Origin of the sequence: Escherichia sp. MOD1-EC6819 (assembly GCF_002965765.1) — a bacterium.
Lineage (GTDB): Bacteria > Pseudomonadota > Gammaproteobacteria > Enterobacterales > Enterobacteriaceae > Escherichia > Escherichia ruysiae.
This window is the reverse complement of the sequence record NZ_PTRG01000002.1, coordinates 82,554-103,437: the sequence shown is the minus strand read 5'-3', so window position 1 is coordinate 103,437 and position 20,884 is coordinate 82,554. Positions and strand designations below refer to the sequence as shown.

Here is a 20,884-nt window from a genome sequence, read left to right as displayed (position 1 = left end):
CTACACCACCATCAACTGATGATTCGCCAGCAAAGTGGCGAGGTCGGTATGCACGCCCGTCAGCGTGACCACGTTAGCTGTCGCAAAGCCGCCACCTGTCCCGTCGCGGTCGATCTGCACGATGGTGTCGCTGCCGCTCTGGGTAACTTTGACAAAATCACCGATGTTTCCGGCCTGCGCATCCAGCGTTGCCACGCCGTTGACGTAGCTGGCTTTGCCGTTGCCGGTGTAGCCGCTGCCCTGCAACAGTTCACGAATATCAATGCGGTCGGTGTCGGCGGTGCCTTCCCATGTCCCTACCGTAAAACCATTCACCACGTCCGAGCCGTTGCCGCCAGTGGCGTCGCTGGCGTTGAGCAGTTTATAGAGCAAGGTGTCATGGCCGCCGTTGCCGATGTTGAGCGTGTCGTTACCGCCGCGCCCTTCCAGTTGGTTATCGCCCGTACTGCCGGTCAGAGTGTCGTTAAAATTCGAGCCGGAAATGCCTTCAATATTGGTAAATGTCGAGGTGTTAAAACCGGTGGCCTGCGCGGCGGTACTGCTTAAGTTAGCGGTCACGCCCACCGTCGAAAGCCGGAAATCAACCACGTCCATCCCGCCGTTTGCCAGCCAGGTTCCGGTGCCAGAGCTGTACACCCAGCCGCCGGAACCGTCGTAGGTGTCGGTGCCTGCGGTGGCAAAAAAGGTGTCGTTATAACCGGTGCCGACGAACTTGCCGTTATTGCTCGCCGTCCCGGCTTCGGCGCTGAGATCGTAAGCGTGAGTGGCATCGGTAGCCTGTAAGCCGCCCCAGGTGGTGTTTACCGTCTGATCGATATTGCTGGCAGTCGCGCCAGTGGATTTGATCAGCACGGCGTTGTAGGTTTCTCCGGCATTCAGCCCGTAGAAATTGACCAGCGCCGAGGTGTCGTTAACCCCCATCCCCGACTGCGGGTTGATGATTTGCGTGGCGACCAGCACTCCCGCCGAGTTGTACAGTTTTACGGTATTGCCGTAATAAACGTTAATGCCGTTGGGATCGGTAATGCGCAGGTGCAGCGAAGTGCCGTAGCTCACCGTGTTGGTGTTGCGGATCAGGAACACGCTGCCCGACTGTTTGGTCACCAGTACATCCACCGCGCCGTCCCAGTCGTAGTCCATTGCCGCCACGCCGCTGGTAGTGCCGCTCTGGCTGCCGCCGAGTACCGACTGCGTCCAGTTGCTGGCTCCGCCAACGTTGGTGTAAAGGTAGGATTGTCCGGTCTGGGCAATACGGGCGATATCCATCAGACCGTCGTGGTTCCAGTCCACCGCCAGGCTAAACTGGCTGGCGTAGGTGGTTGCCGTTGCCCCCACCGCCACCGGATTTCCCAGCACGCCGTTGGTGTTGAATAACAGGGAGCCGTAGTTAGCTCTTCCCTGGCTGGCGGGCAGGAAGAGATCCATATCGCCGTCGCCATCGAAATCCGCCCAGGTCATGGAGACAGACGTCGAGTTGCCGCCGCTGCCCGCCGTGCTGAGGAAAGTATTGATGGTGTTCTGCCCCCAGACAAACGTGCCGTTGCCCTGGCTGATAAGCGAGGACAGCGTGTAATAGTTATTCAGGTTGAAAGTGTGCTGAACCAGGTCAATCCTGCCGTCGTTGTTAAGATCAACGCCAGAACCCTCGTTGAGCGAAAGATACCCCGTCACCGCCCCACCGACCGTGGCGCTCCCCCCGTTGTTGGCAACAGTGGAGTTGCCTACCAGGGTGCCCGCGTTATTCCACAGGAAGGTGTTGGAGTCTGGCCCCCCGGCGTCGCCAATCCAGAAATCAAGATAGCCGTCGCCCTCTTTATCAAACGCCACTACCGAGCCATACCACGTCAGAGTGCCAACGGCGACCAGAATGGCACTGGAAAACGTGCCGTCGCCGTTATTGGTAAAGCCGTTGATATAGCCCGTGCCGTAATCATCACGGGTAATAAACAGATCGCCCGTACCGTTACGGTCGTAATCGGCAATGGAACTGGTGGCGTAGTTGTTGCCGCTCTGATACAGCGTCAGGGCGGTCTTCGACCAGGTAAGCGGGTCGGTAGATTGCATCACCTGCTGGTTGGCCAGCACCGTCCACATTCCGTGCGTGTCGAGGCCGTAGGTCAGCCCCCAGGCCGTTGTTTTATTGGCGGTCGTCCAGGCTGGCGTGTAATCAATTGCCGCGTTGACTGTCACCGTGCCATTGCTGACGTTGGCGGTGTTGCCGTTGCCCGCCGAGCTTTTCACCTGCGCGGTGACGTTATAAGCGGTTGCGGAAGCCGCCAGCACATCGGTATCCGGTAACTGCACATACCAGGTGTTGTGCGCCGGATCGACTACCACCGCACCGCCCGGCTGCGAGGTGTAGGTTTTGCTATTGATGACCACTTCGACATACTGCCCGCTGGCGAGCGCGGCAGTGATCACCCCGCTGATAATCGGCGTGGTATCGCGCGTGGTCTGGCTGGTGATTTGCGCCAGCGTGGTCGGAATAGAGGTATCGACGGTGAGGATAAAATCACTGGAGGCGGTGATATTCCCTGCCAGATCCACTACCCGCGCACTGTAGGTATACGCACCGCTGAGTAGCCCGCTGTCGCTGTAGGTCCAGTTCAGTGCGCCGACCATCGTCACCGCGCCTAACAGCAGGCCGTTGCGGTAGAGGTAAACGACTTCACCGCTGGCAAGCGGCGCGGAAAGTACACCGTTCAGCAGCGGCGTAGTGTCGTCGGTGGCCTGCGAACTGCTTAATGTCCCCTGCCGCTGCCCGACATCATCGGTATACGACACAATACCTGGCGTGGCGGTGGGGTTAATCGTATCGACCACCACCGTTTTCGACACCACCGGACCGGTGTTCCCGGCCAGATCCAGCACCCGCACCTGATAAACATAGCTGCCGTCGGTCAATGTACGGCTGTCGGTGTAAGTCCACTGCGTGCCGTTGGTGGTGAGCGTAGTCCAGGTCGCGCCGCCATCAAGGCTAATCTGCGCTACTTCGCCGCTGGCAAGCCCCGCTCCCAGCGAACCGGTTAGCGTGAGCGTGGTATCACTGGTGATAAAGTCGGTTGCCGAGCTACCCGTGTCGGTGCTGATGCTGGCGATGGTCAACACCTGCGCCGGGTTAACGGTATCAATCTGCGCCGACTGACTGCCGGTGGCACCAACGTTGCCCGCCAGATCGACCACCCGCACCAGCCAGGTTGTCGTGCCGTTAGTCAACGTGCGCCCATCAGCGTATGTCCAGTTAAGGCCGTCTGCCGCCAGCGTCACGTTCACCCAGGTTGCGCCGTTGTCGGTACTGATTTGCGCGAATTCGTTAGCGCCGAGCGCCGCGCCCAGCACGCCGCGCACGGTAAGCGTAGTATCGCTGGTAATAAAGTCGCTGCTGCTGGCTCCGGTGTCATCGCTGATACCGGTAATGGTGATGCTTTTCGCCGCTTCAGGGCTGGTGGTATCGACCACCACGTTTTGCGTCGCGGTCTGCCCTACGTTCCCCGCCAGATCCACCACCCGCACCGTGTAGTTCCAGGTGCCGTCGGTCAGTGTGCGACCATCGGCATAGCTCCAGTTGGTGCCGATAACGGTTAAGGTTGTCCAGGTAACCCCGCCGTCGAGGCTGATTTGCGCCCGTTCATCTGCCGCCAGCGCCGCGCCGAGCGTCCCGCGAACGGTCAGCGTCGTGTCGCGAGTAACAAAATCGCTGCTGCTTAAGCCGGTGTCATCGCTAATGCCCGCAATGACGATGGTTTTGCTCGCCAGCGGCGCGCTGGTGTCAACGGTGACAATCTGGCTGGCGGTCGCGCCGATATTTCCGGCGATGTCGATAACCCGCACCTGATAGTTGTAGTTGCCGTCAGTCAGCGTGCGCCCATCAAGGTACGTCCAGGTCAAACCGCTTACCGAAAGATTCTGCCAGGTGGTGCCGCCATCGATACTGATTTGCGCGAACTCGCCGGCAGAAAGCGTCGCCCCCAGCGTGCCGCTCACCGCCAGCGTCGTGTCGCTGGTGATAAAATCGTTAGTGATCAATCCAGTATCGGTGGTGATCGCGCTGATGGCGATGGTTTTCACCGCTGGATCTGGCGCGATGGTGTCGATCACCACGTTCTGGCTGTCAGTCGCGCCGACGTTGCCCGCCGCATCAATCACCCGCACCTGATAGAGATAGTTGCCATCAGTCAGCGTGCGGCTGTCGTTATAGCGCCAGGTCGTGCCGGTCACGGTGAGCGTGCTCCAGGTTGCGCCGCCGTCGATACTGATTTGCGCCGTCTCGTTACTGGCAAGCGCGGCGGTGAGTGAGCCATTGACCACCACCGGGCTGACGCTGGTGATAAAGTCGCTGGCGCTAAGGCCGGTGTCGGCTTGCAGGGAATCGATATTAATCCCCATCGCCGGGGCGCTGAGATCGACGGTGATAGTGTGATTGCTGCTGCCGGTGTTGCCAATGGCGTTAGTGACCGAGGCGTTAATCACATAGGCGTTGCCATCCGCCAGCGCGGTGACATCGGCGCTGGCGAGAGTGTAGCTCCAGCTACCGCTGGTCTGCACCGTGGTGGTGTAGGTTTTGCCGTTTAAGGTAAGAGTCAGCGTCTGGCCGACCGGCGCGGTGGTGGTGCCGCTGATAACCAGAGACGAACCGTGTTCCGCCGCGTTCACCACATCATCGCCCGCAAAGGTGTTGATGGTGACGGTGGGGACGTCGCCGTTCAACGTGACACCACGGCTGGCGCTGCCGGGGTTTCCGGCCTGATCGCTGACCGACGCGCTAATGGTGTAGCTGCCGTCGCTTAATCCGGCAAACTGCTGCGCCGGAATAAACACTGACCAGCTTCCACCGCTGCCAACCGTTGCACTCCAGCTCTGACCGTTAAAGGTGACGGTTACCGTCTGACCCACTTCGGCGGTGGTGGTGCCGCTGATGGTCTGCCCGGCAAGCTGCTCGACGTTGTTGATAATATCGTCGCCCGCTACCGTGGCGATGGTCACCGTCGGCGCAGCAGTGTCAACGGTCAGGGCGTGCGTGGTTTGACCGGGGTTGCCCGCGCGATCGTTCACGCTGGCGGTGATGGTCTGCGCGCCCTGCCCGAGTGTTGCCAGATCCGCCGCAGGTACGTTCAGCGCCCAGGTGCCATTGACGGCTACCGTGGCGGTATAGGTTTTGCCGCCAAAGGTCACGGTGACCGTCTGCCCCACTTCCGCGCTGGTCGATCCATTAAGGGTTAACGGCTGCTGCTGTTCGGCGGCGTTGAGTCGGTCGTCCGTTGAAACGGTGTTGATGCTGATAACCGGCGCGGTGAGATCTACCGCCACGCTGCGCGAGGCCGTGGCGCTGTTTCCGGCGCTGTCCTGAGCGGAGGCGCTAACCGTATAGCTGGTGCCATCCGCAAGCGCCGCAACGTCTGCCGCTGGCACATTCACGCTCCAGCTCCCGTTGCTTTGAATGGTGGCGCTGTAGCCTTTGCCGTTAAGCAACACGGTCACCACTGTGCCTGTCGCAAAATTGGTGCCGGTGCCGCTAAGGGTCAGCGCACTGCCTGCTTCGGCGGCGTTAATGAGGTTATCGCCGCTGATGGTGCTGACCGAGAGCGATACCGCCGCCGTATTCACCTGCACGTTGTGGGTCTGCGTGCTGCTGTTGCCTGCGCTGTCGGTGATGGTGGCGCTGATGGTCACCGTGCCATCCGCAAGACCGGAAATTACGCTGGCAGGCACGCCGACGCTCCAGTTGCCGCTGGCATCGGTGCTGGTGACATACTGCTGCCCGGCGATGGTCACCACCAGGCGGTCACCAGCTACCGCGCCCGTGGCGGCGCCGCTGATAATCTGCGCCTGGGTGTGCTCGACGTTGTTAATCACATCATCGCCCGCCACGGTGTTAAAACTGATCACCGGCGCGGTGGTATCGACGGTTACGCCTTTACTGGCGCTGCCAGGGTTACCCGCCAGATCGCTGACCGTAGCGGTCAGGGTGTAGCCATTATTGGCAAGCGCGGTTAAGTCGCCGGCAGGCAGCGTTAAGCTCCAGCTCCCGTCTGCCTGCACCGTGGTCTGGTAGTTACTGCCGTTAAACGTGACGGTCAGCGTTTGCCCCGCTTCCGCCGTGCTGGTGCCGGAAACCGTCACACCTGCCGCCGCTTCGCTGGCGTTGATGATGTTATCGCTGGCAATGGTGTTGATGGTCACCGTTGGCGCGGCGCTATCGACGCTGTATTCATGCGTTGCCGTGGCGCTGTTGCCGTTAACGTTTGTCACCCGCACCTGGGCGCTGGCATCGCCATCACGCAGAGCCGCCATATCCGCTGCCGGAACGGTGGTGCTCCAGCTACCGTTTGCCGCCACCGTGGTGGTGTAGGTTTTGCCGCCAAAGGTAATGGTAACGGTTTGCCCCGTTTCGACGCCGGAGGTGCTGCCGGAGAGCGTTAACGCTGCACCTTTTTCGGCGGCGTTTATCACATCATCGGCGGTGATGGCGTTAATGCTGATAGCGACAGCAGTGAAATCAACGGTCAGCGGATGGGTAATGCTGGTTTGCGTTCCGGCACTGTTCGCGCCGCTAACGGTAATATTCAGCGTTCCCGCAGGCCAGTTGCTGACATCCGCCGCCGGAACGCCGACGCTCCAGGTGCCGTTCGCCAGCACCGTGGCGGCGTAAGTTTGGTTATTTATCACCACCGTCAACGCCGTACCTGCGGCAAAGCCGGAGCTGCTGCCGGTGATCACCTGTGCCTGAGCGTGTTCGATGATATTGACCACATCATCGCCAGCGACAGTATCGACCCGCAGACCGGGCAGACTGGCATCGATGGTGATATCGCGCGTGCCGCTGCCGGTATTGCCAACGGCGTTGGTCACCGAGGCGTTAACCGTTAACTCACCGTTACCCAACGCCTGCCAGTCGGCGGCAGGTACGCTCACATTCCAGCTTAAATCTGGCTGGGCGGTGGCGGTGTAAGTTTTACCGCCCAGTTCAACGGTGACGGTGCTGCCCGCCGCCGCCCCGGTGACCTGGCCGCTGATGGTTTGCGCACTGCCTGCTTCGGCGGCGTTGATAATATCGTCCGTCGCCACCGGATTGATGGTGACGCCCGGCAGCGCGGTATTGACCTGTACGTTATGGCTGGCGGTGCTGCTGTTGCCCTGAGCGTTGGTGACGCTCGCCGTGACGCTGTAGGTGGCTTCACCCAGCGCACTGACCGCCGAGGCAGGAACGGTGACGCTCCAGTTGCCGGAGGCGTCGGTGGTGGCGCTGTAGTTTTGTCCGTTCAGCGTGACGGTGATCGCCGTACCCGCAGGCTGATCGCTGGTGCCGGAAAGCGCCAGATCAGATCCTTTTTCCGTCGCGTTGATCACATCATCGCCCGCGATGGTGTTGATACCAATCACTGGCGCAGTGAGGCTGACGGTAACGGTGCGGCTGGCGTCATCGCTGTTGCCTGCCCGATCGCTGACGCTGGCAGTGATGGTCTGCGCACCGCTACCCAGCGCCGTCACATCCGCCGCCGGTACACCGACGCTCCAGTTACCGGAGGCGTCCAGCGTGGTGGTGTAGGTTTTGCCATTGAGCACAACGCTCACCACATCGCCCGCTTCCCCGCCGCTGCTGGTGCCGGAGATCACCAGCGCCTGCGCGTGCTCGGCGTCGTTGATGATGTCATCGCCTGCCACGGTGTTAATGGTGAGAACCGGTGCGATGGTGTCTATCGCCAGATTATGGCTGGCGCTGCCGGGGTTGCCCGCTTTGTCGTTGACCGTGGCGCTGACGGTGTAATTGCTTGCGGTGAGCGCGCCTAAGGCTGAAGTAGGAACACTGACACTCCAGCTACCGTCCGCCTGTACATTACCGGTGTAGGTTACGCCGTTAAGGGTGACGGTCACCGTCTGCCCGGTTTCGGCGGTGCTGGTGCCGCTGAGGGTGAGTGGGCTTCCGGCCTCCGTAGCGTTCAGGATATCGTCGCTGGCTATGGTGTTTATGGTGAGCGTCGGCGCGCTGGCATCGACGCTGTACGCATGGGTTGCCGAAGCGTTATTGCCGCTCGCGCTGCTGACGCTGGCCTGCACGTTTGCCGCGCCGTCTGGCAAGGTTGCCAGATCCGCCGCCGGAACGTTCACACTCCAGTTCCCGTTGGCGGCGACGCTTGCAGTGTAGGTTTTGCCGCCAAAAGTGACGGTAACGGTTTGCCCGCTTTCAATTCCGCTGGTGCTGCCGGAAAGGGTCAACCCGGCACCTTTTTCGGCGGCGTTGATCACGTCGTCGCTGGCAACAGTGTTGATGCTGATAGCCACCGCTGTTAAATCGACGGTGAACGGATGGCTGACGCTGACCGGGTTTCCGGCGCTGCTCTGCCCTGCTACCTCAACGGTTAACGGCCCCGCAGGCCAGGCGCTGACGTTTGCCGCCGGAATACCTACGCTCCAGCTACCATCCGCCTGTACCGTGGCGGCATAGGCCGTGCCGTTGATGGTGACCGTCAGCACGGCGCCGGTATTCAAACCGCTACTGCCACCAGTGATCACCAGCGCCTGTCCGTGCTCTATGCTGTTGACGATATCATCGCCCGCGACGGTATCCACGCGCAGACCTGGCAGGTTGGCGTCAATGGTGATATCTCGCGTGCCGCTACCGGTGTTGCCACTGGCGTTGGTGACCGAAGCGGTAATGGTCAAATGACCATTACCCAACGCCTGTAAATCGGCTGCCGGAACGCTGACGCTCCAGCTTAAATCGGCCTGAACTTGTGCAGTATAAGTATTGCCGCCCAGCGTGACGGTGACCGTATCGCCAGCGGCGGCGCGGGTCACCACCCCGCTGATGGTTTGATCGGCGCCCGCTTCAGCGGCGTTGATAATATCGTCGCCCGCCACGGTGTTGATGGTGACGCCCGGCAGGCCGCTGTCGACCAGTAAATTCGCCTGGCTGCTGGCGGTGTTGCCTGCCGCACTGGTGGCGCTGGCGCTGACCGTATAGTTAGCCTGGCCTAAGGCCGCCAGATCGCTCACCGGTACGGTTAACGTCCAGTTGCCCGCCGCGTCGGTGGTGGCGCTGTAGTTATGACCGTTGAGCGTGACGGTAACCTGTGCGCCGGTCGCCAGCCCCGTACTACTGCCGCTGATGGTCAACGGCTGACCTTTTTCATCGGCGTTCAAAACGTTATCGCCGCTGATGGCGTTAAAGGTAATGGTCGGCAGCCCGGTATTAACCGTCACCTGATGCGTGGCGCTGCCGCTGTTGCCCCCGGCATCGGTGACGCTGGCGTTGATGGTCACCGTGCCGTTCGCCAGTGCCGAGACAACGCTTGCCGGTACGCCGACGCTCCAGTTACCGCTGGCATCCAGCACCGTGGTGAAGGTATTGGTGCCGATAGTCACCGTGACGGTGCTACCGGTTGCCGCACCCGTGGCGGAGCCGCTGATAATCTGCGCCTGGGCGTGTTCAGTCGCGTTGATCACATCATCACCCGCCACCGTGTTGATGGTGACAACCGGAACGGAAGTATCCACCGTCAGGTTATGGTTAGCGGAGGCCGGGTTTCCGGCTTTGTCGCTCACCGCCGCGCTGACGGTGTAGTTACTGGCGGTCAAGGCGCTTAACGCTGCTGGCGGCACGCTGACGCTCCAGCTACCGTCCGTTTGTACGGTGCCGGTATAGTTTGCGCCATTGAGCGTGACGGTCACCGTTTGCCCCGCTTCCGCCGTGCTGCTGCCGGTGATGGTCAGCGCCGTACCGGCTTCGGTGGCGTTAAGAATGTCGTCGCCCGCAATAGTGTTGATGGTCACCGTTGGCGCGCTGGCATCGACGCTGTACGCGTGGGTAGTGATGGCGTTGTTGCCGTTAACATTGCTGACGCTGGCCTGTGCGCTGGCATCGCCATCACGCAGGGCTGCCATATCCGACGCGGGAACTGTGGTGCTCCATGAACCATTCGCCGCGACGCTTGCAGTGTAGTTTTTGCCGCCAAAGGTGACGGTGACCGTTTGCCCGGCCTCCACGCCGGACGTGCTGCCGGAGAGCGTTAACGCCGCGCCTTTTTCGGCGGCGTTAATCACATCATCAGCGGTAATGGCGTTGATGCTGACGGCAATCGCCGTGAGATCGACGGTGACCGGGTGCGTGACGCTGACCGGATTTCCGGCGGTGGTGCTACCACTCGCCGTAATCGTGACCGTCCCCGCAGGCCAGGCGCTGACATCCACCGCCGGAACGCCGACGCTCCATGAACCATCGGCTAAAACCGTTGCGCTATAGGTCTGGCTATTAATCGAAACCGTGAGTACGGCACCCGCTGCCAGACCAGAACTGCTGCCGGTTACCACCAGTGCCTGACCGTGCTCGATGATATTCACCACATCATCGCCAGCGACGGTATCGACCCGCAGACCTGGGAGATTAGCGTCAATGGTAATGTCACGCGTACCGCTGCCAGTATTGCCCACGCTGTTCGTCACCGAAGCCGAAATGCTCAACTCGCCGTTGCCCAACGCCTGTAAAGCGGCTGCCGGAACATTAATACTCCAGCTTAAATTGGCCTGCACTGTCGCCGTGTAAGTCTCGCCACCCAGCGTGACGGTCACCGTGTCGCCCGCCGCCGCGCCTGTAACCTGACCGCTGATAGTTTGATCTGCCCCTGCTTCGGCAGCGTTAATAATATCGTCCGTTGCCACAATGTTAATGGTGACGCCCGGCAGCGCGGTATTAACCTGCACGTTATGGCTGGCGGAACCGCTGTTGCCAGCGGAGTCAGTAGCGGCGGCGGTCACCGTGTAAGTGGCTTCACCGAGCACGCTCACAGCGGACGCCGGAACGGTCACGCTCCAGTTACCGGAAGCATCGGCTGTGGTGGTGTAATTTTGCCCGTTGAGCGTCACGGTTACCTGCGTGCCCGCAGGCTGGTTGCTGCTGCCGGAAATCGCCAGATCCGCGCCTTTCTCCGTGGCATTGATGATGTCGTCGACGGCGATAGTGTTAATGCCGAGTACCGGAGCACCGAGCGCCACGCTGACGATGTGCGAGGCTGTGCCGCTGTTGCCTGCGGAGTCGGTGACCGTGGCGGTAATGGTCACATCGCCCTGCGCCAGTGCGGAAATCACGCTGGCAGGCACGCCGATGCTCCAGTTGCCGTTGGCGTCCAGCACGGTGGTGTAGGTGGTCGTGCCAATCGTCACGGAAACCGTGTTACCTGTGGTCGCGCCCGTTGCCGAGCCGCTGATAATCTGCGCCTGGCTGTGTTCCGTGGCGTTAATGATGTCGTCGCCCGCCACCGTGTTGATGGTGACGACTGGGGCAATCAGATCCACCGCCAGATTATGCGTTGCCGAGGCCGGATTTCCGGCTTTGTCGCTGACCGCCGCGTTGACGGTATACGAGCTGGCGGTGAGATTCGCTAAATCGCCAGTTGGTACGCTGATGCTCCAGCTTCCGTCTGCTTGTACGTTGCCGCTGTAATTGACGCCGTTTAGCGTCACGGTCACCATCTGCCCGGCTTCTGCCGTGCTGGTGCCGCTGATGGTCAGCGCCGTTCCGGCTTCGGCGGCATTAAGAATATCGTCCGTGGCGATGGTGTTGATGGTGACAGAGGGCGCGGTGGCATCAACGCTGTAAGCATGTGTTGTCTGGGCGATGTTGCCAGCTACGTTGCTGACGCTGGCTTGTACGTTTGCTGCGCCGTCTGGTAAAGCCGTGAGATCGACGGCTGGGATTGTCATCCCCCAGGTATTATCCGCAGCAACCGTCGTGGTGTAGCTTTTGCCGCCAAAAATAACGGTAATAGTCTGCCCCGCCTCCACGCCGAAGGTGGTGCCGGAAAGCTGCAAATCACTGCCCTTTTCGGCGGCGTTAATCACATCGTCGCCGGAAAGTGTATTGATGGTAATCGCCACGTCAGCGAGATCGACCGTGACCGGATGGCTAATACTGGTAGTTGTTCCGGCGGTGTTAGTGCCTGTAACCGTAATATCGACTGTCCCCGCAGGCCAGTTAGCGACATCCGTCGCCGGAACGCCCACGCTCCAGGTGCCATCGGCTAATACCGTTGCGCCATAGGTGACGCTGTTGATTTCCACAGTTAGTGGCGTCCCCACCGCCAGTCCGGTACTGCTACCAGTGACAACCAGCGCCTGACCGTGTTCGATAATATTGACCACATCATCGCCTGCCACGGTATCGACGCGCAGACCAGGCAGGTTGGCGTCTATCACGATGTCGTGCGTGGCGGTGCCGGTATTGCCTGTGGTGTTGGTCACCGAGGCGCTGATGGTCAGCTCACCGTTACCCAACGCCTGCAAATCTGCCGCCGGCACGCTGACACTCCAGCTTAAATCTGGCTGCACGGTAGCGGTATACTGGTTGCCACCAAGCGTGACCGTCACCGTATTCCCCGCCTGCGCCGTTCCCGTGACCTGACCACTGATGGTCTGGTTAACGGCGATTTCAGCTGCGTTGATAATGTCATCGCCTGCCACGGTATTAATGATCACCCCAGGCAGGAGCGATTCGACATTCACTGTATGGGTAGTACTGCCGCTGTTGCCCGCGCTGTCGGTGGCGCTGGCGCTAATCGAATAAACCGCCTCGCCCAGGGCGCCGACCGCCGAAGCAGGCACGGTAATGCTCCAGTTGCCAGAACCATCGGTGGTGGCGCTGTACGCCAGGCCGTTCAACATCACGGTGACCGTGGTGCCGGTCGCCAGACCGCTGGAGCCGCCGCTGATGGTCAGATCCTGGGTTTTCTCGGTATTGTTAATGATGTCATCGCCGGAGACGGTGTTGATGGTCAGCGTCGGGCCACTGAGATCAACGGTCACATCGTGAGTCGTGCTGTCGCTGTTGCCCGCGCGATCGCTCAGGCTGGCGGTGATGGTCTGGCTGCCGGTTGCCAGCGCCGTGACATCCGCCGCCGGAATGCCCACGCTCCAGTTACCGGAGGCGTCCAGCGTGGTGGTGTAGTTTTTACCGTTCAGGTTAACCGTGACCACATCGCCCGCCGCCGCGCCCGTACTGGTTCCGCTGACGACCAGTGCCTGACCGTGTTCGATGGCGTTGATGATGTCATCGCCCGCGACGGTGTTAATGGTGAGATCCGGCGCGGTGACATCCACCGCCAGTGCGTGGTCGGCGCTTGCCGGGTTACCCGCTTTGTCGCTTACCGTGGCGGTCACGGTATAGCTGCTGGCGGTTAATCCGCTTAAATCCGATGCCGGAACATTCACGCTCCAGGTGCCATCCGCGAGAACGGTGGTCTGGTATGTGTTGTTATTGAGCGTGACGGTCAGCGTCTGTCCGGCCTGTGCCGTGGTGGTACCGCTGATGGTTATCCCCGCGCCCGCTTCGCTCACGTTGAGAGTATCGTCGCTGGCGATGGTGTTGATGGTCACAAGCGGTGCGGTGGCATCGACGCTGTACGCGCGATCGGCCTGGGCGCTGTTACCGGTAATGTTGCTGACGCTCGCCTGCACGTTGCCCGCGCCGTCCGGCAGCGCAGCGAGATCGGCAGGCGGCACATTCACCGTCCAGCTGCCGTTGGCTTCAACGGTAGTGGTGTAATTTTTGCCACCAAAGGTGACGGTCACCGTCTGCCCGGCTTCCACGCCGCTGGTGCTGCCGCTTACGACCAGCGTTTCGCCTTTTTCGACGGCGTTGATCACATCATCGCCGGAAAGGGTGTTAATGGTGATAGCGACCGCCGCCAGATCGACGGTGACTGGATGGGTAATGGTGGAGGTTGTTCCGGCGCTGTTGGTGCCGCTTACCGTGATATCCACCGTACCCGCAGGCCAGTTACTGACGTCTGCCGCCGGAACGCCGAGGTTCCATGTGCCGTCGGCTAACACTGTCGCGCCGTAAGTGACGTTATTGATAACGACCGTTAACGCGGTTCCCACCGTTAATCCGCTGCTGCTCCCGGTGATCACCAGCGCCTGATTGTGCTCAATGCTGTTAATAACATCATCACCCGCTACGGTATCGACACGCAGGCCAGGCAGATTGGCATCGATAGTGATGTCTCGCGAACCGCTGCCGGTGTTGCCGACGACGTTGGTCACCGAGGCGTTAACCGTCAAGGAGCCGTTACCCAGCGCCTGAATATCCGCCGCCGGAACGCTGACGCTCCAGCTTAAATTAGCCTGCACCGTGGCGGTGTAGGTATTGCCGCCCAGCGTAATGGTGACCGTATCTCCCTGCGCCGCACCCGTGACCTGCCCGCTGATGGTTTGTGCATTGCCCGATTCGGTAGCGTTAATGATGTCATCGCTCGCCACCGGGTTAATGGTAACGCCAGGCAGCGCGCTGTTGACCAGCACATTATGGCTGGCGGAATTACTGTTGCCTGCCGTGTCAGTGACGTTTGCCGTTACTGTGTAGTTGGCCTCACCCAGCGCGCTAACCGCCGAGGCTGGCACCGTGGCGATCCAGTTGCCGTTGCTATCGGTAGTGGCAGTGTAATTTTGACCGTTTAGCGTCACCGTAACCGTAGTGTCCGCTGGCTGATTACTGGTGCCGGTGATTTGCAGATCCGCACCTTTTTCCGTGGCGTTAATCACGTCATCTGTAGCAATGGTGTTGATGCCAATGGTTGGTGAGGTCAGATTCACAGTAACCGTGCGGCTGGCGTCGTCGCTGTTGCCTGCCGCGTCGGTAATGGTCGCAGTGATGGTTTGCGGACCGCTGTCAAGCGCGGTGACATCTGCCGCCGGAACGCCGACGCTCCAGTTGCCGGAAGCATCCAGCGAGGTGGTGTAGGTTTTACTGTTTAGCGTGACGGTGATGACATCGCCCGCTTCGCCGCCAGTGCTGGAACCGGAGATCACCAGCGCCTGTCCGTGTTCGGCGGCGTTAATAATGTCATCGCCGGAGACGATGTTGATGGTCAGCACCGGCACGGTGAGATCCACCGCCAGACCGTGAGTTGCGGACGCCGGGTTACCCGCTTTGTCGTTTACCGAGGCGCTGACGGTGTACGGGCTGGCGGTCAGATTGCTGAGATCCGTTGTCGGCACGCTGACGCTCCAGCTTCCGTCCGCCTGGACGGTGCCAGTATAAGTCACGCCATTAAGGGTAACGGTAACCATCTGCCCCGCTTCGGCGGTAGTGGTGCCGCTGATGGTTAACGGATTGCCCGCCTCGGCGGCGTTAAGAATATCGTCAGTGGCGATGGTGTTAATGGCAAGTGTCGGTGCCGTGGCATCGACGCTATAGGCGTGCGTCGCCGAAGCCGTGTTGCCGTTAACGTTGCTGACGCTGGCCTGTACCGTGGCGTCGCCATCGCGTAACGCGTTGAGATCGGCGGCAGGCACGGTGGTTGTCCAGCTACCATCGCCCGCTACGGTCGCGGTATAGGTTTTTCCGCCAAAGGTGACGGTGACCGTTTGCCCCGCTTCCACGCCAGAGGTGCTGCCGGACAGGGTTAAATCTGCCCCTTTTTCGGCGGCGTTAATCACATCATCACCGGAAACGGTGTTAATGGAGATCGCCACCGCCGCCAGATCGACGGTGACCGGGTGGGTAATAGTGACCGGGTTTCCGGCGCTACTGGCACCTGAAACCGTGATATTCACCGTCCCCGCAGGCCAGTTGCCCACATCTGCCGCCGGAACGCCAACGCTCCATGTGCCATCGGCTAATACTGTTGCAGCGTAAGTGACCGTGTTAATCACCACCGTCAGTGCCGCGCCCGTCGCCAGCCCACTGCTGCTACCGGTGATCACCAGCGCCTGAGCGTGCTCGATGCTGTTGACCACATCATCGCCCGCCACGGTATCAACGCGCAGACCCGGCAAATTGGCGTCGATAGTAATATCTCGCGAACCGCTGCCGGTGTTGCCAACGCCGTTGGTCACCGAAGCGTTAACCGTCAGATCGCCATTACCGATGGCCTGAATATCCGCCGCCGGAACGTCCACGCTCCAGCTTAAATTGCCCTGCACGGTGGCGGTGTAGGTTTTCCCGCCAAGCGTTACGGTGACGGTATCGCCCGCCGCCGCGCCCGTCACCTGGCCGCTGATGGTCTGCGCCACGCCCGATTCGGCGGCGTTAATAATATCGTCGCTCGCCACCGGATTAATGGTGACACCAGGCAGCGCGGTATTGACCTGCACGTTATGGCTGGCGGAATTGCTGTTACCTGCGCTGTCGGTGACGTTCGCCGTCACCGTGTAGCTGGCTTCGCCCAGCGCACCTACTGCGGAAGCGGGCACCGTGGTGCTCCAGTTACCTGCTGCGTCCGTCGTGGCGGTGTAATTTTGCCCGTTAAGCGTCACCGTAATTGCGGTGCCTGCGGGCTGGTTGCTGGTGCCGCTGATTTGCAGATCCGCGCCTTTTTCCGTGGCGTTAATCACGTCATCGGTGGCGATGGTGTTAATGCCAATGGTCGGCGCGGTAAGGTTAACGGTGACCGTGTGCGTCTCAATATCGTTATTGCCCGCCGCATCGGTAACGCTCGCCGTTACGGTTTGTGAACCGCTGCCCAGCGCGGTGACATCCGCTGCCGGAACGCCGACGCTCCAGTTGCCGGAGGCATCCAGCGTCGTGGTATAGGTTTTACTGTTTAGCGTGACGGTAACGACATCCCCCGCTTCCCCGCCGGTGCTGGAACCGGAAATCACCAGCGCCTGCCCGTGTTCGGCGGCGTTAATAATATCGTCGCCCGCAATGGTGTTGATAGTCAGTACCGGAACGGTGAGATCCACCGCCAGATTATGCGTGGTGCTCGCCGGGTTGCCCGCTTTGTCATTGACCGTCGCGGTCAGGGTGTGGCTGCCATCCGTCAATGCCTCAAGATCTGCCGCCGGAATAGTAATACTCCAGCTGCCATCGGCCTGTACCGTCGCCTGATACGTCTGCACGGTCGGGCTATTGAGCGTTATCGTAACAATCTGCCCCGCTTCGGCGGTGGTGCTACCGCTCACCGTCACGCCCGCGTCGGCTTCACTGGCGTTAACGATATTGTCGCTGGCAACAGTATTGATAATGATGGTCGGCGCGCTGCTATCGACGCTGTAGTTATGCACCGCCGAGGCGCTATTGCCGTTGACGTTGCTGACGCTGGCCTGCGCGGTGGCGCTACCATCGGTTAATGACGCTAAATCGGCAGCGGGTACAGTGGTTGTCCAGCTACCATCGCCTGCAACCGTGGCTGTGTAATTTTTACCGCCAAAAGTGACGGTGACCGTTTGTCCGGGTTCTACGTTAGTGGTGGTGCCGGAAAGGGTTAAATCAGCGCCTTTTTCTGCGGCGTTAATCACATCGTCCGTGGCGATGGTATTGATGGCGATCGCCGCCGGTGTGAGATCGACCGTAACGGAATGGGCGATGCTCACCGGATTTCCCGCGCTACTTTCCCCGGACACGGCAACCGTCACCGTCCCCGCAGGCCAGGCGCTAACCTGCGCCGCCGTCACGCCCACGCTCCAGCTACCATCGGCCTGCACCGCAGTGGTGTATTCGACGTTATTAATCGTGACGGTAAGCGGCGTGCCTTCAGCCAGCCCCGAGCTGCTGCCAGTGACCACCAGTGCCTGCCCGTGCTCGATGATATTGACCACATCATCACCCGCTACCGTATCGACCCGCAGGCCAGGCAGATTGGCGTCGATGGTGATATCCCGCGAGCCGCTACCGGTGTTGCCGTTTTGATTGGTGACCGAGGCATTAACCGTTAAATCACCATTACCCAGCGCCTGAATATCTGCTGCCGGAACGCTCACGCTCCAGCTTAAACCAGCCTGAACGGTAGTCGTGTAGGTATTACCGCCCAACGTAATAGTTACCGCGTCGCCAACGGCTGCACCAGTCACCTGTCCGCTGATGGTTTGCGCAGCGCCCGCTTCGGCGGCGTTAATAATATCGTCGCTCGCCACAGGATTAATGGTCACGCCGGGCAGCGCGCTATCGACCAGCACGTTATGGCTGGCGGTGGCGCTGTTGCCAATACTACTGGTCACCGCTGCCGTCACCGTGTAGTTGGCCTGGCCTAATGCGGTTACCGCCGACGCCGGAACGGTGACGCTCCAGTTACCAGAGGCATCGGTCGTGGTTGTGTAATTTTGCCCGTTCAGCGTCACGGTGATGGCGGTATTAACAGGTTGATCGCTGGTGCCGGTAATTTGAACATCGGCTCCTTTTTCGCTGGCGTTAATCACATCATCGCCAGCAATGGTATTAATTCCAACCACTGGCGCGGCGGTATTAACCGTGACGGTGAGTGCCTGGCTGCCGCTGTTTCCGGCGCGGTCAGTCACTGAAACGTTGATCGGATAACTGCCGTCCACCAGCCCGCTGACAACGGAAGCCGGAACGCCCAGGCTCCAGTTGCCGGAAGCATCCACCACCGTGGTGTAATCCACATTATTCAGCGTAACGGTGACAATATCGCCAGCCTGCGCGCCGGTAACCGTGCCGCTGATGATTTGCGCCTGGGTATGTTCCGGCGTGTTAATGACGTTATCAGTCGCCACCGGATTAATGGTCACCACAGGCGGCGTGGCATCGACCAGCGCCACGCGTGAAACGCTGCTCGGGTTACCAGCAACATCGTTCACGCTGGCGGTGACCGTGGCGTTGCCGTCAGCCAGTGCGTCAACGTTGGCGGCAGGAACAGTCACACTCCATGTGCCATCTGGTTGCACGATGCCCTGATACGTCTGCCCGTTAAGCGTCACCGTTACCGTCTGCCCCGGCTGGGCGTCAGTGGTGCCAGTGATGGGCAGATCCTGCCCGCTTTCGGCGGCGTTGATGATGTTGTCGGCGGTCAGTGGATCAATGCTTAAGGCCGGCGCCTGGCTATCGACGGTAATGGTGCGGGAGGTGTTGCCGGTATTACCACTGAGATCCGTCACAGAAGCGGTAATCGCTACGGCACCGTCAGGCAGATCACCCATATTGGCAGCGGGTACTGTCAGACTCCGGAGCCATCGGCCTGCACGGTAGTGGTAAAACTCTGTCCAGCCAGGGTTACTGTGACGGTTTGTCCTGTCTCGGCCTGTTGAGTGCTACCGGTAAGGGTCAGTGGCGCACCTTTTTCTGCGCCACTGATAATGTCATCGCCGGAGACGGTGTTAATGGTGATCAACGGAGAAACACCTACCAGCGTGATTGCACGAGACGCCGCGCCGGTATTTCCGGCGGCATCTGTCACGGTGACGAAAATCGTATTGGCTCCGCGATCCAGCGTGCGGGTTACCGCCGGATCCAGCGCCACATTCCAGCTACCGTCTGCCAGCACGACGCCCGTCAGGACATGAGCGCCCAATTTCACAGTCACCGTATCGCCAGGAGAAGCACCGCTGACATTTCCGGAGATGATCTGTGCGACGGCCTGTTCGGCATTATTAAGAATATCGTCGCCCGCCACGGTGTTGACGTTAATCGTCGGCGCGCTGGTATCTACCACGAAATTCGCGCTGTTGCTGGTGGTGTTTCCTGCCCGGTCGCTGACGCTGGCATTTACGGCGTAGTTACCATCTGCCAGCGCCTGCACTTCTGCGGCAGGCAGCGCCACCTGCCATGTGCCATCGCTACCGACGGTTGCTGTATGGCTTTTACCATTTACTGTCAGTGTAACGATTTGCCCGGCTTCAGCATTCGAAGTCCCGCTCAATACCAGCGCGGCGTTATGTTCTGCGGCGCTGACAATGTTGTCCTGGGCGATAGTGTTGATAGCAAGCGTCGGCGGCTGAGTATCGACGGTTAACAGCTGCGCGCCGGTGACCGTATTGCCCGTGGCATCTTTCCCGCTGACCAGCACTGCCTGATTCCCTTCGCCTAACGCCTGGGCGTCAGCGGTCGGCACCTGCACGCTCCACGCGCCGTTAGCACCTACGCTGGTGGTGTAGGTTTTACCGTTTAGCGTGACGCTGAGTTCTGTTCCCTGCGACAAGTTGCTCGTCGTGCCTGAAAGCGTAAATCCGGCGGCCTGTTCGCTGACGTTAATAATGTTATCGCCTGCGGTGGTGGCGACCTGCACGCTGGCCTGTCTGTCGTCGATGGTTAACGTTATCGAACCAGCGTCAGTGATGGTGCTGCCGACAATTTGCACCACTGACCAGGTATGTTCACCTGCACTTTGCGTGGGTAAAGAGACGCTCCAGTGCCCGTTGCTGTCTACCTGAGTACTGGCAATAGTATTGCCGTTGCTGTCTTTGATTTGGATGGTCGCACCCGCCTGCCCGCTACCGCTAAAGGTTGGCGTGGTGTCATCGGTGATGTCATTGGTGGCAAGAATACCGCGCTGATCGCCCTGATTATCGGTGACTAAAAATGATGGGGTCGCATTGCCTGGCTCGGCGGGTGGCGGAGGGTTGTTAACCACTTCAGTTTTTGAATCGTCATCGCCACCGCTTGCCAGTAAAGCGCCAAGCGCACCGCCACCTACCGCCGCACCGGCTAACCATCCCCACGGGAAGGTGCTGGTCTGAGCAACGGTATCAAGAAATGGCGCAATGCTTTCAATAGCGGTGGTCTGGGCGCTCAGTTCTACGGGGGCTAATCCCCCCGCTGCGGCATCGGCAAACGTTACGTGAGTTAGCTGTTGTCCATCGGCAAAGACCAGTTCCGATTGTTCAGTGGTATTTGCCGCTTGCAGGAAATAGCCGTTGCAACGGATAACCGTGCCATCCTGCATATAGATCAACAGATCATTTCCTTCGCGAACGTAACGCGCAACGGCAGATGCCTGAGCATGAACCTGCACCACAGAGGGCTCATAAATAACAACCGTAACGTCGCCAGGATTAATCAGCGTTTGTTTGACGGATGTTTTACGCGAAATAACATCAATAATCAGGCTCATAATGGCATTCCTGATAAATGGCGCACATCCTTAGCGAGTCCATTTATCTAAATAAGACAAAGGTAATAACTCAACAACGATGCCTACCTGATATTAATAATGGCAGG

General features: G+C 60.0%; 1 pseudogene. It reads right to left on the bottom strand.

What is annotated here, in order from left to right:
• Positions 1-20,777, bottom strand: a pseudogene (gene siiEA / locus A7Z06_RS02985) (BapA-related adhesin SiiEA).
• Positions 20,778-20,884 lie beyond the last annotated feature (107 nt).